Source organism: Caldimonas thermodepolymerans, assembly GCF_015476235.1.
Lineage (GTDB): Bacteria > Pseudomonadota > Gammaproteobacteria > Burkholderiales > Burkholderiaceae_C > Caldimonas > Caldimonas thermodepolymerans.
On record NZ_CP064338.1, the window covers coordinates 979,537 to 998,918 of the forward strand.

The 19,382-nt window shown below is 70.7% G+C and carries 18 protein-coding genes; 7 read left to right on the forward strand and 11 right to left on the reverse strand.

The features are described 5' to 3' along the window. Positions 1-24: 24 nt before the first annotated feature. The 5 genes from IS481_RS04800 to IS481_RS04820 all read left to right on the forward strand — a co-directional run bounded on the left by IS481_RS04800 (position 25) and on the right by IS481_RS04820 (position 6,867). Positions 25-930 carry a MurR/RpiR family transcriptional regulator gene (locus tag IS481_RS04800; RefSeq protein ID WP_104356110.1) on the forward strand — a complete coding sequence of 302 codons (906 nt, stop codon included), beginning with the start codon at positions 25-27 and terminating at the stop codon, positions 928-930. Next, on the forward strand, positions 927-2,270 hold the full coding sequence (locus IS481_RS04805; RefSeq protein WP_232529462.1) for an aspartate aminotransferase family protein: 1,344 nt from the start codon (positions 927-929) through the stop codon (positions 2,268-2,270). Before IS481_RS04800 ends, IS481_RS04805 begins: the two co-directional genes overlap by 4 nt. Before the next feature lie 2 nt (positions 2,271-2,272). Continuing rightward, positions 2,273-3,133: a beta-keto acid cleavage family enzyme gene (locus IS481_RS04810; protein ID WP_104356112.1), complete on the forward strand. Its 861-nt coding sequence runs from the start codon at positions 2,273-2,275 to the stop codon at positions 3,131-3,133. Between the two features lie 63 nt (positions 3,134-3,196). Continuing rightward, entirely contained in the window at positions 3,197-4,165 is a 969-nt protein-coding gene (locus tag IS481_RS04815) for a TAXI family TRAP transporter solute-binding subunit (protein ID WP_419186844.1), read from the forward strand. A 110-nt stretch (positions 4,166-4,275) separates the two neighbouring features. After that, positions 4,276-6,867 (forward strand): TRAP transporter permease, encoded by a 2,592-nt coding sequence (locus tag IS481_RS04820; protein WP_419186845.1) that lies wholly within the window; start codon positions 4,276-4,278, stop codon positions 6,865-6,867. A gap of 10 nt (positions 6,868-6,877) precedes the next feature. Here the strand turns inward: IS481_RS04820 and IS481_RS04825 are convergent, their stop codons facing one another. The 8 genes from IS481_RS04825 to IS481_RS04860 all read right to left on the reverse strand — a co-directional run bounded on the left by IS481_RS04825 (position 6,878) and on the right by IS481_RS04860 (position 15,308). Next, complete coding sequence (locus IS481_RS04825) at positions 6,878-7,723, reverse strand: urease accessory protein UreD (RefSeq protein WP_104356114.1); 846 nt, start codon at positions 7,721-7,723, stop codon at positions 6,878-6,880. Positions 7,724-7,812: 89 nt separating this feature from the next. After that, entirely contained in the window at positions 7,813-8,583 is a 771-nt protein-coding gene (locus IS481_RS04830; protein ID WP_104356115.1) for an ABC transporter permease, read from the reverse strand. 3 nt (positions 8,584-8,586) lie between these two features. Next, a complete protein-coding gene (locus IS481_RS04835; protein ID WP_104356202.1) occupies positions 8,587-9,396 on the reverse strand; it encodes an ABC transporter ATP-binding protein in 810 nt (269 codons plus the stop codon). 14 nt (positions 9,397-9,410) lie between these two features. Beyond that, on the reverse strand, positions 9,411-10,457 hold the full coding sequence (locus IS481_RS04840; protein WP_104356116.1) for an ABC transporter substrate-binding protein: 1,047 nt from the start codon (positions 10,455-10,457) through the stop codon (positions 9,411-9,413). Between the two features lie 171 nt (positions 10,458-10,628). Further along, entirely contained in the window at positions 10,629-11,873 is a 1,245-nt protein-coding gene (locus tag IS481_RS04845; RefSeq protein ID WP_104356117.1) for a M20 family metallopeptidase, read from the reverse strand. After that, positions 11,870-13,648, reverse strand: coding sequence for a 2-oxo-4-hydroxy-4-carboxy-5-ureidoimidazoline decarboxylase (gene uraD, locus IS481_RS04850; protein ID WP_104356203.1), 1,779 nt, complete (start codon positions 13,646-13,648; stop codon positions 11,870-11,872). Before uraD ends, IS481_RS04845 begins: the two co-directional genes overlap by 4 nt. Beyond that, positions 13,648-14,595, reverse strand: a complete 948-nt coding sequence (puuE, locus tag IS481_RS04855; protein ID WP_104356118.1) for an allantoinase PuuE — start codon at positions 14,593-14,595, stop codon at positions 13,648-13,650. The genes uraD and puuE overlap by 1 nt, the downstream gene beginning before the upstream one ends. Positions 14,596-14,600: 5 nt before the next feature. Next, positions 14,601-15,308: a GntR family transcriptional regulator gene (locus tag IS481_RS04860; protein WP_104356119.1), complete on the reverse strand. Its 708-nt coding sequence runs from the start codon at positions 15,306-15,308 to the stop codon at positions 14,601-14,603. Positions 15,309-15,402: 94 nt separating this feature from the next. Here IS481_RS04860 and uraH point away from each other — a divergent pair, with 94 nt between their 5' ends. Continuing rightward, positions 15,403-15,756, forward strand: a complete 354-nt coding sequence (uraH, locus tag IS481_RS04865) for a hydroxyisourate hydrolase (RefSeq protein ID WP_104356120.1) — start codon at positions 15,403-15,405, stop codon at positions 15,754-15,756. A 146-nt stretch (positions 15,757-15,902) separates the two neighbouring features. Beyond that, positions 15,903-17,102, forward strand: a complete 1,200-nt coding sequence (locus IS481_RS04870; protein ID WP_104356121.1) for a urate hydroxylase PuuD — start codon at positions 15,903-15,905, stop codon at positions 17,100-17,102. A gap of 25 nt (positions 17,103-17,127) precedes the next feature. Here the strand turns inward: IS481_RS04870 and ruvC are convergent, their stop codons facing one another. From ruvC to IS481_RS04885, 3 genes are read right to left on the reverse strand one after another with little or no spacing between them, the layout of a single operon-like run. Continuing rightward, positions 17,128-17,679: a crossover junction endodeoxyribonuclease RuvC gene (gene ruvC, locus IS481_RS04875; protein WP_104356204.1), complete on the reverse strand. Its 552-nt coding sequence runs from the start codon at positions 17,677-17,679 to the stop codon at positions 17,128-17,130. A gap of 32 nt (positions 17,680-17,711) precedes the next feature. Continuing rightward, positions 17,712-18,692: a phosphatidate cytidylyltransferase gene (locus IS481_RS04880; RefSeq protein WP_104356122.1), complete on the reverse strand. Its 981-nt coding sequence runs from the start codon at positions 18,690-18,692 to the stop codon at positions 17,712-17,714. A gap of 1 nt (position 18,693) precedes the next feature. Beyond that, entirely contained in the window at positions 18,694-19,320 is a 627-nt protein-coding gene (locus tag IS481_RS04885; protein WP_104356123.1) for a lysophospholipid acyltransferase family protein, read from the reverse strand. Positions 19,321-19,382: the final 62 nt, after the last annotated feature.

Genomic DNA, 19,382 nt, shown 5'->3' on the forward strand with positions numbered 1-19,382 from the left:
ATGAAACAATCGTTTCATGCCTGCATGCCCTTCGCGTCTCGCGCCGTGACCCCCCGCGACATCACCCGCCTGATCGACCGCCACTTCGATGCCCTGAGCCCAGAGCTACAGCGCGCGGCGCGCTGGGCCCGGCAGCATCCGACCGAGCTGGGGCTGCAATCGATGCGCGCCTCGGCCAAGCGCGCCGGCGTGGCGCCGGCGACCATGACGCGGCTGGCGCAGACGCTCGGCTTCGACGGCTTCGAGGGCTTCCGCCAGCCGTTCCGCCGTGCGCTGGCGCGCGCCGGGCGCGACACCTACGTCGAGCGCCTGGCGCTGCAGCAGCAGGGGGGCGGCGAGGGCAACCGCCTGGCGCGCCTGAACGCGGCGCAGCGCAGCAACGTCGAGTCGGTGCAGACGGCCAACGACGGCGCCCGCATCGACGCCGCGGCCGACGCGATGCTGGCCGCGCGCACCGTGCTGTTCATCGGGCTGCGCGCCAGCCTCGGGGTGGCCCACCACCTGCACTACACCTACGGCATGCTGATGCACAACGGCGTGCTGGCCTCCGACTCCGGCGGCACCCTGGTCGACCAGCTGGTGCAGCTGGGCCCCGAGGACGTGCTGGTCGCCGTCGGGCAGGCACCCTACACGCGGCAGACCGTCGAGGCCGTGGCGCAGGCGCGTGCGGCCGGCGTGCCGGTGGTTGCGCTGACCGACAGCCCCTTGTCGCCGATCGCGCGCGGCGCGCGGCACGTGCTGCTGTTCCAGTCCGATTCCCCTTCCTTTTTCCAGTCCATGACCGGTGCGCAGGCCATGGCCGAAGCCCTGGTCGCCGCCGTGGCCGTGCGCGGCGGCGAGCGGGTGCAGCAGCGCCTGGCCGCCAGGCAGGAGCAGCTGCGGGCCGTGCGTGCGTACTGGGAGCGTCCCCTGCAGAAGGCCCAACCGTGACACACGTCTTCCATCGCCAGCTCAACACCACCTACCCGCGGGCGGTCGCCGCCCAGGGCGTCACGATCACCGACGCCGACGGCCGCACCTACATCGACGCCTCGGGCGGGGCGGCCGTCTCCTGCCTGGGACACGGCCATCCCGACGTGCTCGCGGCCATGCACCGGCAGATCGACCGCATGGCCTATGCGCACACCAGCTTCTTCACCACCGACGTGGCCGAGGAACTGGCTGACGAGCTGGTCGCCCGTGCCCCCGCTGGCATGGGCCGTGCTTACTTCGTCTCCGGCGGCTCCGAAGCAGTGGAGGCCGCCCTCAAGATGGCGCGCCAGTACTTCGTCGAGATCGGCCAGCCACAGCGGCGGCACTTCATCGCACGCCGCCAGAGCTACCACGGCAACACGCTGGGGGCGCTCGCGGTGGGCGGCAACGAGTGGCGCCGCCGCCAGTTCGCGCCGCTGCTGATCGACGTCACGCACGTCTCGCCCTGCTACGAATACCGCGACCGACGCGCCGACGAGACGCCCGAGCAGTACGGCGCGCGGCTGGTGCGGGAGCTGTCCGAGGCGATTGACCGCCTGGGCGGCGAGAACGTCATCGCCTTCGTCGCCGAGACCGTGGTCGGCGCCACGGCCGGCGCGCTGGTGCCGGTGCCCGGCTACCTGAAGGGCGTGCGCGAGCTGTGTGACCGGCACGGCATCCTGCTGATCCTCGACGAGGTGATGTGCGGCATGGGCCGCACCGGCACGCTCTACGCGTGCGAGCAGGAAGGCGTGGTGCCCGACCTCGTGACCATCGCCAAGGGCCTGGGCGGCGGCTACCAGCCGATCGGCGCGGTGCTGGCGCAGCAGCGCCTGGTCGAGGCCTTCGAGCGCGGCAGCGGCCTGTTCCAGCACGGCCACACCTACATCGGCCACCCCGTGGCCTGCGCCGCGGCGCTGGCGGTGCAGCGCGTGATCCAGCGCGACGGGCTGCTGGAGGCAGTGCGCCGCCAGGGCGCCGGGCTGCGCGAGCGCCTGCAGGCCGCCTTCGGAGCACACCCCCACGTGGGCGACATCCGCGGCCGCGGCCTGTTCCAGGCGCTCGAACTGGTGCGCGAGCGCACCAGCAAGGCGCCGTTCGACCCGCAGTGGAAGCTGCATGCGCGCATCAAGCGCGAGGCGATGGCGCAGGGCCTGATGGTCTACCCGATGGGCGGCACGATCGACGGCCAGCAGGGTGACCACGTGCTGCTCGCGCCGCCCTTCATCGTCGGTGATGCCGACCTGGATGCCATCGTCGAGCGGCTGTCGAGGGCCGTCGACAACGCGCTGGCCTCGCTGCCGGCCGGGAGCCGTTGACGATGGACGCGACCACGCCTGCCACCTGGCCCGACGCGACGCGCGTGATCGCGCCGGTGCCGATCGGCGTCGCGCCCAACGGCGCGCGCCGCACGCAGCGCGACCATCCGGCGCTGCCGATGACCGCGGCCGAGCTGGCCGAGTGCGCCGCCGCCTGCGAGGCCGCCGGCGCGAGCTGGTTCCACGTGCACGTGCGCGATGACGCCGGTGCCCACACGCTGGACGCCGCACGCTACCGCGAGGCCTTTGCGGCGATCCGTGAACGCGTCGGCACGGGCATGGTCCTGCAGATGACCACCGAGGCCGTGGGCCGCTACAGTCCGCAGGAGCAGATCGCCGCGGTCGAGGCGGTGCAGCCCGAGGCGGTGTCGGTCGCGGTGCGCGAGCTGCTCGCCGACGACGCCCTGCTGCCGCGCGCCTGTGCCTTCCTCGAGGCGCAGCGCGAGGCAGGCACCGCGGTGCAGTTCATCGTCTACGACCCGGCCGACCTGCAACGCCTGGTCGCGCTGCACGGGCCGCAGGGGCGCCTGCACGGCGCGCCGGAGGTGCTGTTCGTGCTCGGCTCCTACGCGCAGCGCCGCGCCGGCGATCCGCGCGAGCTGCTTGCGATGCTGGCGGTGCTGCCGCCCGGGTGGGGTTGGTCGGTGTGCGCGTTCGGCCCGACCGAGTTCGCCTGCCTGACGGCCGCCGCGGCGCTGGGCGGCGGCGTGCGCATCGGCTTCGAGAACAACGTGCACCTGCCCGACGGCAGCCCCGCCACGGACAACGCCATGCAGGTGAGTCGCATGGCGCAAACGCTCGACGCCCTGGGCATCCCCCGGGCATCATGGCGTCAGGCGCGCGAGAGGTTCTTTCGCCGCTGACACTTCCGTTCCTCTTGTTCCACCAACCACCAGGAGACTCAAGTGGCTCTGCAACACAAGAAACTGCTACGCAACACGCTGGCCACCGTTGCACTGGCATCGCTGGCGATGCCGTGGAGCGGCGCGATGGCCCAGCAGAAGTTCGTGACCATCGGCACCGGCGGTGTCACGGGGGTGTACTACGCGGCAGGCGGTGCGATCTGCCGTCTCGTCAACAAGGACCGCGCCAAGCACAACATCCGCTGTTCGGTGGAGTCCACCGGAGGTTCGGTGTTCAACGTCAACACCATCAAGGCGGGCGAGCTGGACATGGGCGTCGCGCAGAGCGACGTGCAGTACAACGCGATCAAGGGCGTGGGCCAGTTCAAGGACAGCGGCGCCTATGCCGACCTGCGCGCGGTGTTCTCGCTGCACCCCGAGCCGATGACCGTCGTGGCGCGCAAGGAAGCCAACATCAAGAAGTTCGAGGACTTCAAGGGCAAGCGCTTCAACGTCGGCAACCCGGGTTCCGGCACGCGCTCGTCGATGGAGGAGCTGCTCGACGCGATGGGCTGGAAGCTGAGCGACTTCGGCCTGGCCGCCGAGCTGAAGGCCGACGAGCACGGCCCGGCGCTGTGTGACGGCAAGATCGACGGCTTCCTCTACGCCGTGGGCCACCCGTCGGCCAACATCCAGGACCCGACCACCAGCTGCGGCGCGCAACTGGTGCCGCTGACCGGCCCGGCGGTGGACAAGCTGGTCGCCGAGAAGCCGTACTACGCCAAGGTCTCGATCCCGGGCGGCCTGTACCCCGGCAACCCGAACGACACCCCGACCTACGGCGTGCTGGCCACCTTCGTCACCTCGGCCAAGGTGCCGGCCGACACGATCTATGCGGTCGTGAAGGCGGTGTTCGACAACTTCGAGGACTTCAAGAAGCTGCATCCGGCGCTGGCCAACCTGAACCCGGAAAACATGATCAAGGACGGCCTGTCCGCGCCGCTGCACGAAGGCGCCGTGCGCTACTACAAGGAACGCGGCTGGATCAAGTGACCGGCAGCGACGCCTTGTGACCTCCTGGGGCGACGCCGCGTGCCGGCGTTGCCCGGGGGCACGTTCCTGGCCGGCCCGCCGAGGCCGGCCGCCCCTCCCTCCAAGGAACGATCATGAGTGATCTCGACAAAGCGTCGCCGGAGCTGCAGCAGCTGGTGGCCGACGCTGACACGGGCGGGCGAGACGCGCGCGGCTTCGGCGGCAAGGTGGTGTTCGGCGTCGCGCTGCTGTGGGCGCTGTTCCAGCTCTGGTACGCCTCGCCGCTGCCGTTTGCGCTGGGCTTCGGCTTGCTCAACGACACCGAGGCGCGCGCCACCCACCTGGGACTGGCGCTGCTGCTGGCCTTCCTCGCGTATCCGGCGAGCAGGCGCGCCGCGCGCGACCGGATTCCGCTGGTCGACTGGGTGCTGGCGATCGCCGCCGCCTTCGCCGGCGCCTACCTGCTGCTGTTCTACCGCGAGCTCGCGACCCGGCCGGGACAGCCCACGACCTTCGACGTGGTGACCGCCAGCGTCGGCCTGGTGCTGCTGCTCGAAGCCACCCGCCGCGCCGTCGGCCTGCCGATGGCCATCCTGGCGGTGGTCTTCCTCGGCTACGCCTTCCTCGGGCCGTACCTGCCCGACGTGATCGCGCACAAGGGGGCGTCGCTGGAGCGCCTGGTGTCGCACATGTGGCTGACGACCGAAGGCGTGTACGGCGTCGCGCTGGGCGTGTCGGTCTCGTACATCTTCATCTTCGTGCTGTTCGGCTCGCTGCTCGACCGCGCCGGCGCCGGCAACTACATGATGCAGGTGTCGTTCGCGCTGCTGGGTCACCTGCGCGGTGGTCCCGCCAAGGTGGCGGTGGTCTCGTCGGGGCTGAACGGCCTGATCTCCGGTTCGTCCGTCTCCAACGTCGTCTCGGGCGGCATCTTCACGATCCCGCTGATGAAGAAGGCCGGCTACGGCGGCGTCAAGGCCGGCGCGATCGAGACGGCCTCCTCGGTCAACGGCCAGATCATGCCGCCGGTGATGGGCGCGGCGGCCTTCCTGATGGTCGAGTATGTCGGCATCCCGTACACCGACATCGTCAAGCACGCCTTCCTGCCGGCGTTGATCTCCTACATCGCGCTGTTCTACATCGTGCACCTGGAGGCGCTGCGCCTGGGCCTGGAGCCGATGGCGCGCGCGCGCGACCGCACCGTGCGGCAGAAGCTGACCGCGTGGGGGCTGGGCATCTCCGGCACCATCGTCGTCTGCAGCCTGATCTACTGGGTGGCGCTCGCCACGCGCCACGTGTTCGGTGCGGCGGCGCCCTGGATCCTCGGCGTGCTGCTGGTTGCAGGCTACGTGTGGCTGGTGCGCGTCGCGAGCCGCTACCCGGACCTGCCGGACGAGATCGACGTCAACAACCCGGTGCTGCCGCCCACCTGGCCGACGGTGCGCGCGGGCCTGCACTTCCTGATCCCGATCGGCATCCTGATCTGGTGCCTGATGATCGAGGAGATGTCGCCCGCGCTGTCGGCCTTCTGGGCCACGGTGACGCTGATCGGGCTGATGCTCACGCAACGGCCGCTGCTGCGCTGGTTCCGCGGGCAGGGCGACATCGCGCAGGCTTGGCGGCAGGGCTGGAACGAGCTGGTCGAGGGCCTGCACAGCGGCTCGCGCAACATGATCGGCATCGGCATCGCCACCGGCACCGCGGGCATCATCGTCGGCGGCATCACGCTCACCGGCCTGGGCCTGCGCATGACCGACTTCGTCGAGGTCGTGTCGCAGGGCAACGTGGTGCTGATGCTGCTGTTCACGGCCTTCGTGTGCCTGGTGCTGGGCCTGGGCGTGCCGACCACCGCCAACTACATCCTGGTCGCGTCGCTGATGGCGCCGGTGATCGTCGAGCTGGGCGCGCAGTCCGGGCTGGTGATCCCGCTGATCGCGGTGCACCTGTTCGTCTTCTACTTCGGGATCATGGGCGACATCACCCCGCCGGTGGGGCTGGCGTCGTTCGCGGCGGCGGCCATCTCGGGCGAGGACGCGATCAAGACCGGCGTCCAGGGTTCGATCTACGCGCTGCGCACGGTGGTGCTGCCGTTCGTGTTCATCTTCAACCCGGTGCTGCTGCTGATCGACGTGCACGGCTGGTGGGAGGTGGCAGTGGTCGCGTTTGCCTCGACGGTGGCGTCGCTCGCCTTCGCCGCGGCGACGATGCGCCACTTCCGCATCCGCTGCCGCTGGTGGGAGACGCTGCTGCTGCTGCTGGCGACCTTCATGCTGTTCCGGCCCGACTGGTTCATGGACCGCATGTATGACCCGTACCAGGAGGCGCCCGCCAGCGACATCTACAAGGTGGCCGAGCAGCTGGGCGAGGGGGACCGGCTGGTGCTGCAGATCGCCGGCACCAACATCGAGGGCGACGAGATCCGCAAGACCGTCGCGGTGCAGCTGCAGGAGCCCGGCCCCGGGCGCGAGCGGCTGCAGAAGGCGGGCCTGACCATCACCGCGCTGGGCGACATGGTGCAGGTCGCCAACGTGCGCTTCGGCAGCCCGGCGAAGAAGGCGGGTTTCGAGGTCGGATGGGACGTGGTGGCCGTGATGGTGCCGGCCGACCGGCCGTCGAAGCACTGGATCTACCTGCCCGGGCTGGCGCTGGTCGCGTTCGTGTGGTTCATGCAGCGCGCTCGCGCCGGGCGCGAGGCGCGACGGCTCGCGGCCGCGGCACCCTGAAGGCGCGCCTTCAGGTGCGCCAGACCCGCGGCGGGCAGGCCGGCCGTGCCCAGGCCGCCTGCCGCCAGCGCGCCCAGGCATCGGCCAGCAGCGCGAAGGCCGGCTCGGTGCGCCGGGCCAGGGCGCGCAGCACCACGACCCGCCCGTCGGGCGAGGTGGCGCCGGCCGCGAGCGTCGCATCGGCCGCCTCGATCGCCTCGCGCGCTGCCGCCAGCAGCGCGTCGCGGCGCGCCGGCGTCATCGCGCTGCCGCTCGCGAACCACAGGGTCGCCAGCGTGCTGCGGCCGTCCCAGCCCAGGGGGCTGGCGAGCAGGCGGGCGGACAGCGGGTCGTCCATGTCCAGGAGGCCGCGTTCCAGCCAGGCGCCGGGCAGCTCGATCTGCTGCTCGAAGCGCCCGCGGCGTAGCGGCTCGCCGGCCGCGGGCAGCCCCAGCGCCAGCAGGTCCCAGCCGATCATCTCGGCGCCGTCGTCCAGCTCGAAGCGCATCGCGTTGACGGCACGCACGCCGTCGTAGGCGATGGTCTCGAGCGGCAGCCACTCGAGCCGTGCGCCAGAGGCCACGCGCGCGCGCAGGTGCTGCCGTGCGGTGGGGCCGGCGCTGCGGTAGAAGCGCGTCGCCCCGGGCGTGCTGATGAGCGCGTGCGCCCCTGCTTGCACCTCCACGTCGATCTCCAGCACGTCGCCGCCGACGATGCCGCCCGGCGGGTGCACCAGCACGTGGTGGCACACGCCGGGGCCCTCGGGATGCAGGCTGGCGAGCACGCGCAGCGGGCCGTCGTGGCGGTCGTGGCCGACGGTGCGCCGGCCTTCGGGATCGTGGCGGTAGCGGAGTTCGAGGCGGCCGTGCCAGCTCATGGGGGACGTGCCGGCACCAGGCCCGGCCGTGGCAGTGGATAGGCCGCCAGTGTAGCGACGGGCCGGGCGGTCCCGGACGGGGATGCCGTTCATGCCGCGTGCGAGCCGCGATGCGCCCAGGCGGTGGTGCGCTTCTCGATCCAGGCGAACAGCTCGTACATCACCATCGCCATGATGCCCACCGCGACCAGGCCGGCGAAGGCCAGCCCCATCTGCATGGCCGAGCCGGCCGACACCAGCAGGTAGCCGATGCCCTCGTTGGCCGCGTTCATCTCGGACACCGTGGTGCCGACGAAGGCCAGCGTGATCGCCACCTTCAGCGAGCCGTAGAAGTGCGGCAGCGAGCGCGGCAGCCCGACCTTGACCAGCACGTCCCAGCGCTTCGCGCCCAGCACGCGTAGCACGTCCTCCAGCTCCGGCTCCAGCGTCGCCAGCCCGGTGGCGATGTTGACCGTGATCGGGAAGAACGAGATCAGGAAGGCGGTCAGCACCGCCGGACCCACGCCGATGCCGAACCACACCACCAGGATGGGCACGAAGGCCGCCTTGGGCAGCGCGTTGAAGGCGGTCATCAGCGGGTACATCGCGGCATAGGCCAGCCGCGAGCTGCCGATCACGAAGCCGAGCAGCACGCCGACCACGATGGCCAGCCCGAAGCCCACCATCGTGACCCAGAAGGTGCGCCACGAGTGCCGCAGGATCTCGCCGCGGAACTCGAGGAACTGGTCCCAGATGCGCAGCGGGCTCGGGAAGATGAACTCCGACACCTCGAAGGCCGAGCACACCACCTGCCAGACGATCACCACCGCCAGCAGCAGCACCCACGGCGCCCAGCGCTCCAGTCGTTTCTGATGCTTCATGGTTCAGCCGCCCCGCACGGCGCCGATGTGCGAGCGCAGTTCGTGCACGATGTTCACGAAAGGTTCGGTGTAGGTGATGTCCAGGTCGCGTGGGCGCGGCAGGTCGATCTCGCGCCGCATCAGGATGCGCCCGGGGCTCTTGCTCATCACGTAGACCGTGTCGGCGAGGTACACCGCCTCGCGCAGGTCATGCGTGACCAGGATCACGTTGAATTGCTGCTGCGTCCACAGGTCGCGCAGCGTGTTCCACAGCTCCTCGCGCGTGAAGGCGTCCAGCGCGCCGAACGGCTCGTCCAGCAGCAGCATGCGCGGCTCGTGGATCAGCGCGCGGCAGATCGAGGCGCGCTGCTGCATGCCGCCGGACAGCTGCCAGGGGTACTTGTCCTCGTAGCCGGCCAGGCCGACGCTCTGCAGCAGCGCGCGGGCGCGGGCCTCGTACTCGGCGCGCTTGGCGCGGAAGTTCGAACGGTAGGGCTCGACGATTTCCAGCGGCAGGAGCACGTTGTCCACCGTGGTGCGCCACGGCAGCAGCGAGGGCGCCTGGAAGGCCATGCCGGTGAACTTCAGCGGGCCGGTGACGCGCTCGCCGCCGATGCGGATGCTGCCCATCGAGGGCAGCTTCAATCCGGTGGCGAGCTTCATGAAGGTCGACTTGCCGCAGCCCGAGGGGCCGACGATGGCGATGAACTCGCCCTCGCGCACCGACAGCGTGATGTCCTCGACCGCGAACTGGTTCTTCGCCAGCAACTCCTCGTTGTAGGCGAGCCAGACGCGGTCGAACTCGACGAAGCCCTGCGGGGCGCCGGCCGTCATCTGCTGCGCCGTGCTCACTTGCCGGCCGGGAAGATGTCGCGCTCGGCCGCCGGAGGCAGGAAGGCCGGGGTCCACACCGCGTCCGGGTCGATGCGCGACTTGGTCGCGAAGGCATCGGCCACCTGGCTGGCCATCAGCGCCAGGCGCGGCGGGTGCACGGCGCCGAAGCCTTCGGCGCGCGCGTCGGGCGTGGCCACAGCCGAGTCGATCGCCAGGCGCAGGCGGCGCTCCTCCAGCGCGACGTTGATGATGCCGTCACGCTGCTTGACGTAGGCGATTGCGGCCTTGGGGTCGGCGATCACTTCCCGAGCGCCCTTGGTGAAGGCGCGCAGGAAGGCCTTCACGGCTTCCGGGTTCTTCTTCAGGAACTCCTGCGAGGCGATGATCGCGTTGCCGTACATGCGCACGCCGTGCTGCGGGTAGAGCATCACCGAGATGTCCGCAGGCTTCACGCCGCGCGCCTCGAGGTTGAGCAACGAGGTGAAGTAGAAGCCGGTGATCGCGTCGACGTCGCCGCGTGCGAGCATGGTCTCGCGCAGCGCCGGCTCCATGCTGACCCATTCGACGGCGCCGACGCCGTTGGCCTTCTGGAAGATCGGGAAGGCGCGGCGGCCCGCGTCGAAGGCCGGGGCGCCGAGCTTCTTGCCGGCCAGGTCCGCCGGCGCCTTGATGCCGCTCTTCTTGAGCGAGAACACCGCCGCCGGCGAATGGTTGTAGACCATCATCACCGCCACCGGCTTGTTCGGCGCAGTCGGGTTGTTGGCGTGGAACTCCATCAGCGCCGCCATGTCGGCGAAGCCCATGTCGTAGGCGCCCGAGGCGACCCGGTTCACCGCATTGCCCGAGCCGTTGCCGGCATCGACCGTCACGGCCAGCTTCTCGGCATGGAAGTAGCCCTTGGCCACCGGCAGCAGGAAGAAGGCCGACGGCCCTTCGAAGCGCCAGTCGAGCTGGAACTTGATCGGCGTTTCCTGCGCATGCGCCAGGGGGGCGGCCAGGGCGCAGGTGGCGGCAAGAGCCGCGGCCAGGAAGCCGCGGCGCGGGGACAGGGACAGCGTCATGGGATCCTCCAGTCAACAGACGGAGGCCCCAGGCAGCAAGATCCGTGCGCAGCGTTCCGGCAGCGCCGTGTCGGCGCGCGTTGCCGCCGGCCGAGGTGCAGGCGGCCGCGCCCCGGGCTGGCGCATGCCGGTGCGCCGCCCGGCGGATTGCACCGTTGCGGTGCAACCGGTTCAGGACAGCAGGTCCAACAGCGTGCGCGCCACCACCTTGGTCGCGCGGCGCAGGTCCTCCAGCACCAGGTGCTCGTCGGCGCGCTTGGCGTTGCTCTCGCGCACCGTGCGCGGGCCGGCGCCGTAGATCGCGGCCGGGATGCCGCGCGCACCGAACAGGCGCACGTCGGTGTACAGCGGCGTGCCCGAGGTGGGGATGGGCTCGCCGAACACCGCCTCGCCGTGGCGCTGCAGCGCCTGCACCAGCGGCGCGTTGCGCTCGTCGGGCTTCCAGGCGTCGGCCAGCAGCAGGCGCCTGACTTCCACGGTGATGCCGGGGAAGCCCGACGCCGCGTCGGCGATGGTGCGCCGGATCGAGGCCTCGACCTCGGCCGGGTTCTCCTCGGGGATCATGCGCCGGTCGAGCCTGAACACCACCTTGCCGGGCACGACGTTGGTGTTCGTGCCGCCCTCGATGCGCCCGACGTTGAGGTAGGGGTGGTTGATGCCCGGCACCTGCGAGCGCACCTGGCGGTAGCCCTCGTTGAGCGCGTACAGCGCGTCGAGGATGCGCACCGCGCCCTGCAGCGCGTCGATGCCGGTGTCGGGGATCGCCGCGTGCGCCATCACGCCGTGCACCGTCACTTCCATCTGGAGGCAGCCGTTGTGCGCCGTGACCACCTGGTAGCTGAAGCCCGCGGCGAGCAGGTAGTCGGGGTGCGTGAGACCCTGCTGCAGCAGCCAGCCGGGGCCCAGCTCGCCGCCGAACTCCTCGTCGTAGGTGAACATCAGCTCGACGCCGCCCTTGAGCGGGGCGCCCAGGGCCTCCAGCGCGCGCACCGCGAAGGTGTAGGTCGCGAAGTCGCTCTTGCTGACCGCCGAGGCGCGGCCGTAGAGCTTGCCGTCGACCACCTCGCCGCCGTACGGGTCGTGGATCCAGCCCTCGCCGGGCGGCACCACGTCGCCGTGCGCGTTGAGGCCGACCACCGGACCACCCTCGCCGTAGCGGCGCCGCACGATCAGGTTGGTGATCGACTGCAGGCCGTAGTCGCGCACCGCGTCGGCGGGCACCGGGTGCTTCTCGGCGGGCAGGCCGAAGCCGGCGAGCAGCTCGGCGGTGCGCTCGGCGTGCGGGGCGTTGTTGCCCGGCGGCGTGTCGGTGGGCACGCGCACCAGCTCCTGCAGGAAGCGCACCTCCTCGTCGAAGTGCTGGTCGATCCAGGCGTCGAGCGCCTGGTAGCGGTCGGGGTGGGAAGTCGTCGTCATGGCTGCGGCTCTGCGGCTAGCTGCTCGAGCAGCTGGGTGTAGGCGTCGACGCACAGCTGCGCGTCGTCGGCGGTGATGGTTTCCAGGGGGTTGTGGCTGATGCCGGCGTTGCCGCCGCGCACGAACAGCATGGCCTGCGGCATGACCTCGTGCAGCTTCATCGCGTCATGCCCGGCGCCGCTGGGCATGCGGTACACCGGCAGGCCCAGCGCTTCGACGGCACGCTCCCAGCGCGCCTGCCATGGCGGCGCGCTCGGTGCGGCGGCGGCGCGCATCGCTTCCTCGATGCGGTACTGCACGCCGCGCCGCTCGCAGATGCGTGCCAGCTCGGCCAGCACGTCGGCCGCGAGCCGGTCGCGCTGCGCGTCGTTGGGCGCGCGCAGGTCCAGGCTGAAGCGGCAGCGCCCGGGCACGACGTTGATCGAGCCGCCGGGCACCTCCAGCATGCCGACGGTGCCGACCGAGTCGCCGTCCTGCGCGGCGCGGCGCTCGACGTACAGGCACAGCTCGGCCGCGGCGGCGGCCGCGTCGCGGCGGCTGCCCATCGGCGTGGTGCCGGCGTGGCTGGCCATGCCGACGATCTCGCCGAGGTAGCGCACCCCGCCGTTGATCGAGGTGACCACGCCGAGCGGCAGGTCCAGCTCGTCCAGCACCGGGCCCTGTTCGATGTGCACCTCGACGAAGCCGAGGTAGCGTGCCGGGTCGCGGCGCAGCGCCGGGATGTCCTCGATGCGCAGGCCGGCCTGGGTCATCGCCTCGTGCAGCGTGATGCCGTCGGCGTCGGTCTGGTCCAGCCAGGCCATGTCGAACTGGCCCACCAGCGCGCCCGAGCCGAGGAAGGTCGCCTTGTAGCGCTGGCCTTCCTCCTCGGAGAAGGCCACCACCTCGATGCCGAACGGCAGCCGCCGCCCGGCGCGGTGCAGCGCCTGCACGCAGGCCATCGGCACGAAGATGCCGAGCCGCCCGTCGTAGCGGCCGCCGTTGCGCACCGTGTCGTAGTGGCTGCCGGTCAGCAGCATGCGCGCGTCCGGGTCGGTGCCGTGGTAGCGTCCGACGACGTTGCCCACCGCGTCCTGGTGCACCTCGTCGAAGCCGCACTCGCGCATCCAGACTTCCAGCTGGCGCGCGCAGGCGCGGTGCGCCGCGGTCAGGTAGGTGACGGTGAGCTGCCCCTGCTCCGCGAAGCCGGGGTCGGAGTGCCGGGCCAGCTGCTCGGCCCAGTCCCACACCTGCTCGCCCTGGCGCGGCACGAAACCGAACCGGTCGTTGAGGCGGATCTCGGCGATGCGGTGGATGTTGCGCAGGCACTCGGCGAACTCGAAGTCCGGGTGGTTGGCCAGCCGCCGCTCGAAGGTCGCGATGATCTCGGCGCGCGTGAGCCCCGTGCCGCGCGGCCCGCGCACGGCCAGGATGAAGGGCCAGCCGAACTTCGCGTTGTAGTCGGCGTTGAGCTGCTGGAGCCTGGCGAACTCTTCCGGGGTGCAGTGGGTCAGCCCGGCGCGCGACTGCTCGCCGGTCGACTCGGCGGTGAGCTCGCCGGCGACGGCGGCCTTGCCGGCCAGTTCCGGGTGGGCGCGGATCAGCGCCAGCTGGCGCTCGCGCCCGGCCTCGCGCACCGCCACCACCAGCGCGCGCTTGAGCTGCGCCAGCGTGCGGAAGGGCCGCATCGGCGCGGCGGCCTGCGCGACCCACGGCGAGTGCTCGTAGATGCCGTCCAGCAGCGCGACGAACTCGTCGGGTGCGGCGGCGTTGAGGCGGTCCAGGGTCAGCACGATCACTCCCAGGTGAAGGCGGTGTTCGGGTCGAACGGGTGCACCTGCTTCCAGTGCCGCGCGATGTCGATGCGCCGCGTCACCCACACGCGGTCGTGCGCCTCGATGTGGTCGAGGAACTTCTGCAGCGCCTTGAAGCGGCCCGGGCGGCCCAGCAGCCGGCAGTGCATGCCGATCGACATCATGCGCGGGGTTTCCTCGCCCTCGGCGTACAGGACGTCGAAGGTGTCGCGCAGGTAGGTGAAGAAGTCCTCGCCCTGCGAGTAGCCCTGCGGCAGCGCGAAGCGCATGTCGTTGACGTCCAGCGTGTACGGCACGACCAGGTGCGGCTTGAGCTCGCCGGCGCTGGTGCGCACCTGCATCCAGAAGGGCAGGTCGTCCCCGTAGTAGTCGCTGTCGTACTCGAAGCCGCCGTAGTCGGCCACCAGGCGGCGGGTGCTGGGGCTGTCGCGGCCGGTGTACCAGCCCAGCGGCCGCTCGCCGGTCAGGCGCTCGATGATCTCCATGCCGATGCGCATGTGCTCGCGCTCGGTGGCCTCGTCGATGTTCTGGTAGTGGATCCAGCGCCAGCCGTGGCAGGCGATCTCGTGGCCCAGCTCGACGAAGGCCTGCGTGACCTCGGGGTGGCGCTCCAGCGCCATCGAGACGCCGAACACCGTCAGCGGCAGCGCACGGCGCTCGAACTCGCGCAGGATGCGCCACACCCCCACGCGCGAGCCGTACTCGTAGATCGACTCCATGCTGAGGTGGCGCGCCGGGTACGACGCCGGGTTGAACATCTCGCTGAGGAACTGCTCGCTGCCGGGGTCGCCGTGCAGCACGCAGTTCTCGCCGCCTTCCTCGTAGTTGAGGACGAACTGCACGGCGACGCGCGCCTGGCCGGGCCAGGCCGCATGCGGCGGGTGTTCTCCGTAGCCGATCAGGTCGCGGGGGTAGCGGGTCGTGGTCATGTGGGTCACTCCAGGGCTGTCAGCGCGGCCTCGAGGTCGGGCACGCGGGGATCGAGGCGCAGGTTGTGCTCGACGTGGTGCAGGTGGCTTTCCATCAGGCGCACCGCGGCGCGGGCGTCGCCGCGCTCCAGCGCGTCGACGATGGCCACGTGCTCGTCCGAGGAATGTTCGGCCGAGTGGGCGGACTGGTACATCAGCGAGATCAGCGAGCTGCGCGACACCAGGTCCCGCAGCATCTCGGCCAGCACCTCGTTGCCCAGCAGGCGCGCCAGCACCACGTGGAACTCGGCCAGCAGCCGGGTGCGCCCGGGCACGTCGGTGCGCTGCACCGCGGCCTGCTCGCGCCGCAGGTGGTCGCGCAGCTGCGCCACCTGCTGCGGCGTGATCGAGGCGGCCAGCCGCCGCACCATCGCGGTCTCGATCATGTTGCGCACCTCGAACACCTGGCGCGCCTCCTCGACGCTCGGGCGCGCGACGAAGGCGCCGCGCCCGGGGTGCAGGGTGATCAGCTTGTCGCGGCTGAGCTGGTTGAGCGCCTGGCGCACCACGGTGCGCGAGACCTTGAAGATGTCTGCGATCTTCTGCTCCGCGAGCTTGGTGCCTGGCATCAGCCGGCGCTCGACGATCGCCGTGGTGATCGACTCGACGATGCGCTGCGTGGTGCTGCCGGCAGCAGCGGCAGCGGGGGCGGCGGGGTCGCGCGAGCGGGCCATGGCGGGGTCGGGATGCAAAACAGGTCTTGATGTGTACGCAGAACTGTATACACTTTGGCGTCAATTTCAAACCTTTTCTGCAAGGCGCTGTTCGATGGGCCGCTTGACCACTCATGTACTGGACACCGTGCACGGCTGTCCGGCCGCCGGCATGGCGGTACGCCTGTACCGCCTGGACGGCGACCGGGCCGACCTGCTGAAGTCCGTCACCCTCAACGCGGACGGCCGCGCCGACGAGCCGCTGCTGCAGGGCGAGGCGTTCGTGTCGGGGCGCTACCGGCTGGTGTTCGCGGTGGCGGCCTATTTCCGCCAGCGCGGCGTCGCGCTGCCGGACACGCCGTTCCTGGACGAGGTGCCGCTGGAGTTCGGCATCCCCGATGCCGGCCAGCATTACCATGTGCCGCTGCTGGCGAGTCCCTGGGCGTACTCGACCTACCGGGGCAGCTGAGCAGCACACCGTGACAACGTCGCCGCGGAGCCCGGCGCATGCGCACCGAACGCGTCATGCCCCGGTTGCGACGGTCGCCCTTACAGAGCCCGCAGTGGTAAGGTGAACCGGCCCGGCCTGCCCGGGCCTCAAAGAGAGATCGAGGCATGGACGCCTATCTGCTTGACTGGGCCAACCTGCTGCTGCGCTGGGCCCACGTGATCACCGCGATCGCGTGGGTCGGGTCTTCCTTCTACTTCGTCTTCCTGGACAACAGCCTCACCCCGCCGACCGACCCGGACCTCAGGGCCAAGGGCGTCGACGGCGAGCTGTGGGCGGTGCACGGCGGCGGCTTCTACCACCCGCAGAAGTACCTGGTCGCGCCGAAGCAGCTGCCCGAGAAGCTGCACTGGTTCTACTGGGAGAGCTATTCCACCTGGCTGACCGGCTTCGCGCTGTTCACGGTGCTGTACCTCTTCAACGCCGGCACCTTCCTGGTCGACAAGACCGTGCACGACTGGTCGCCGGGCATGGCGGTGGCCGGCGCCCTGGCCTTCCTGGTGGTGTTCTGGCTGGTCTACGACGCGGTGTGCCGCCTGTTCGGCCAGCGCCGCCACGGCGACCTGATCGTCGGCGTGCTGGTGTTCGCGGTCGTGGTGCTGGCGTCGTGGCTGGCCTGCCAGCTGTTCGCGGGCCGTGCGGCCTTCCTGCTGGTCGGCGCGATGATGGCCACGGCGATGAGCGCCAACGTGTTCTTCTGGATCATTCCCGGCCAGCGCAAGGTGATCGCGCAGATGAAGGCCGGCCAGCCGGTCGACCCGATCCACGGCCAGCGCGGCAAGCAGCGCAGCGTGCACAACACCTACTTCACGCTGCCGGTGCTGGTGGCGATGATCAGCAACCACTACGGCATGCTCTACGCGCACGAGCACAACTGGCTGGTGCTGGTGCTGGTGATGCTGGCCGGCGCGCTGATCCGCCACTTCTTCGTCGCACGCCACCAGGCCAAGGTGCAGGGCGTGCGCCCGCCCTGGGGCGCGGCGCTGGCCGGCGTGGTGCTGCTGGCGGGCGTGGCGGCGTGGATCGCGCCCGAGCCCCGCACCGAAGCCACGGTCTCGCTGCCGCCGCCGTCGTACGCCGAGGTGCGCACGGTGATCGACCAGCGCTGCGTGCTGTGCCACAACGAGCAGCTGCAGAACAAGAACGTCGCGCTGCACACGGCCGAGCTGCTCGGGCGCCATGCGCAGTCGGTGTACCAGCAGGTGGCGGTGCAGCGCACCATGCCGCTGAACAACGCCACCGGCATGACCGACGAGGAGCGCGCGCTCGTCGCGCGCTGGTTCCAGGCCGGCGCGCCGACCGAGTGAGGCCGCCGCGGGGCGGGCGGCCCCTTCAGTAGGTGCGCCCGCCCTTGTAGTGCCCGTGCGTGCGGCGGTTGAGCTGGCCGCCGGCACGGGTGAGGGCTGCGAACGAGGCACCCGCGTGGGCGTGGCAGATCGCCAGCCCCAGTGCGTCGGCCGCGTCCTTGCTGGGCAGGCCGGGCAGCTTGAGCAGCCGCGCGACCATCTCCTGGATCTGCTCCTTGCGCGCCAGCCCGTGGCCGGTGATGGCCTTCTTCATCTGCAGCGCGGTGTATTCGTTGACCGGCAGGTCGCAGCTCACCAGGCCGGCCAGCGCGGCACCGCGCGCCTGGCCGAGCAGCAGCGTCGACTGCGGGTTGACGTTGACGAACACGATCTCGACCGAGGCTACGTTGGGCTGGTAGCGGTTCACCACCTCGCGCACGCCCTCGAAGATGATCTTCAGCCGAGCCGGCAGGTCGCCCTGCGCGGCGTCGCGCGTCTTGATCGTGCCGCTGGCCACGTAGTGCAGGTGCGGGCCCTCGACGTCCACCACGCCGAAGCCGGTGGTCTGCAGGCCGGGGTCGATGCCGAGCACGCGCAGGGCCTGGATTTCCGTGGGCGGGGTGCGGGGCATCACAGCTTGAAGTACCAGCGTACGGAATGGAAGAACACCGGGGCAGCGAAGCAGATCGGCGCGACCCGGTCCAGCAGCCCGATGCCGCCGGTGACCAGCCGGCCCTCGCCGCCGAAGGAATGCACGCCCGCGTCCTTCTTCAGTGCCTTCATCACGAAATGCCCCAGGGTGCCGGCGGTGCAGGCGATCAGCGCCATCGCGAAGGCCTGCCCGGCCTTGAACGGGGTGATCCAGTAGAGGAACGCGCCGATCACGCTGCCGCCGAGCACGCCGTTGAGCGCGGCGCGCCACGAGAACGAGGCGCTGATGCGCGGCGCCACCGGCGCCAGCCGGTAGTGTCGCGCCACGTAGCTCATCAGCAGCATGCAGGATTGCACCACCATCACCAGGAAGAACAGCAGGAAGGCGCCGCGTTCCTCGTACTTGGGGAAGTCGAGCAGCAGCAGGGCGGGGGCGTGGCTGAGACCATACACGCACACCATGATGCCCCACTGGATCTTGGCGTTGCGTTCGAGGAAACGCTCGGGGTCGTTGGCCAGCGCGCTGATCACCGGGATCACGAAGAACACGTAGACCGGGATGAACACCGAGAACAGGTTGAAGTAGCGCGCCGCCACCAGGTAGTACTGCAGCGGCAGCACGATGAAGAAGGCCAGGATCAGCCCCCGGTGGTCGCCGCGCCGCGTGTGCGCCAGCGTGATGAACTCGCGCAGCGCGAGGAACGACACCAGCCCGAACAGGATCACCGAGCCGACGCTGCCGGACACCCAGGCGATCCAGAACACCGTGACCATCACCCAGGAGGTGCGCAGCTGCTTCTTGAAGCGGTCCACGCGCGCCAGCGCGGTGGCGTCGGCGGCGCGCAGGCTCATCACCATGCCCGCCACGGTGGCGAGCAGCAGCAGCCCGAACACGATCACGAACAGCAGGGCGATCTGCTCGCTGGCCGACCAGGCCCGCATCTGCCGGAACAGGTTCATCTCACGCCGCCCTCTCGATGCGCCGCAGGGCGATCACGGCCTCGCGGGCCCGCTCCAGGAAGGCGCGCTTGTCCTCGCCGGGCAGCAGCTGCATCGGCGCGCCGAAGGTCACCGAGCACAGGATCGGCACCGGCACCACCTCGCCCTTGGGCATCACGCGCTGCACGTTGTCGATCCAGGCCGGGATCAGCTGCACCTCGGGGAACTGCTGCGCCAGGTGGTACAGCCCGGACTTGAACGGCTGCGGCTCGTCGAGGTGGCCGCGCGTGCCCTCGGGAAAGATCACCAGCGAGTCGCCGTTCCTCAGTGCGGCGACCAGCGGCTCGAGCGGGTCCTGGTCCTCGGTGCGGTGGCGGTCCACGTAGACCGCGTTGAACACCTCGCGCGTGATCCAGTGGCGCAGGCGGTTCGAGGTCCAGTAGTCCTTCGCGGCGATCGGGCGCGTGCGCGCGCGCAGCTCGGCCGGCAGCGCGCACCAGATCAGCACCCAGTCCAGGTGGCTCTGGTGGTTGGCGAAGTAGATGCGCTGTTCGGCGGTGGGGACCGAGCCGTGCCAGTGTCCCTGGGCACCGGTGATCAGGCGCACGAGAAAGGACAGCAGCAGGCCGACGGCTTCGGGCAGCGTCATGCGCTGAATGGTAGCGGGTGCGGGGAAGGGGGCGCCGGGCGGGCCGGCGCCCCGTCGGCGGC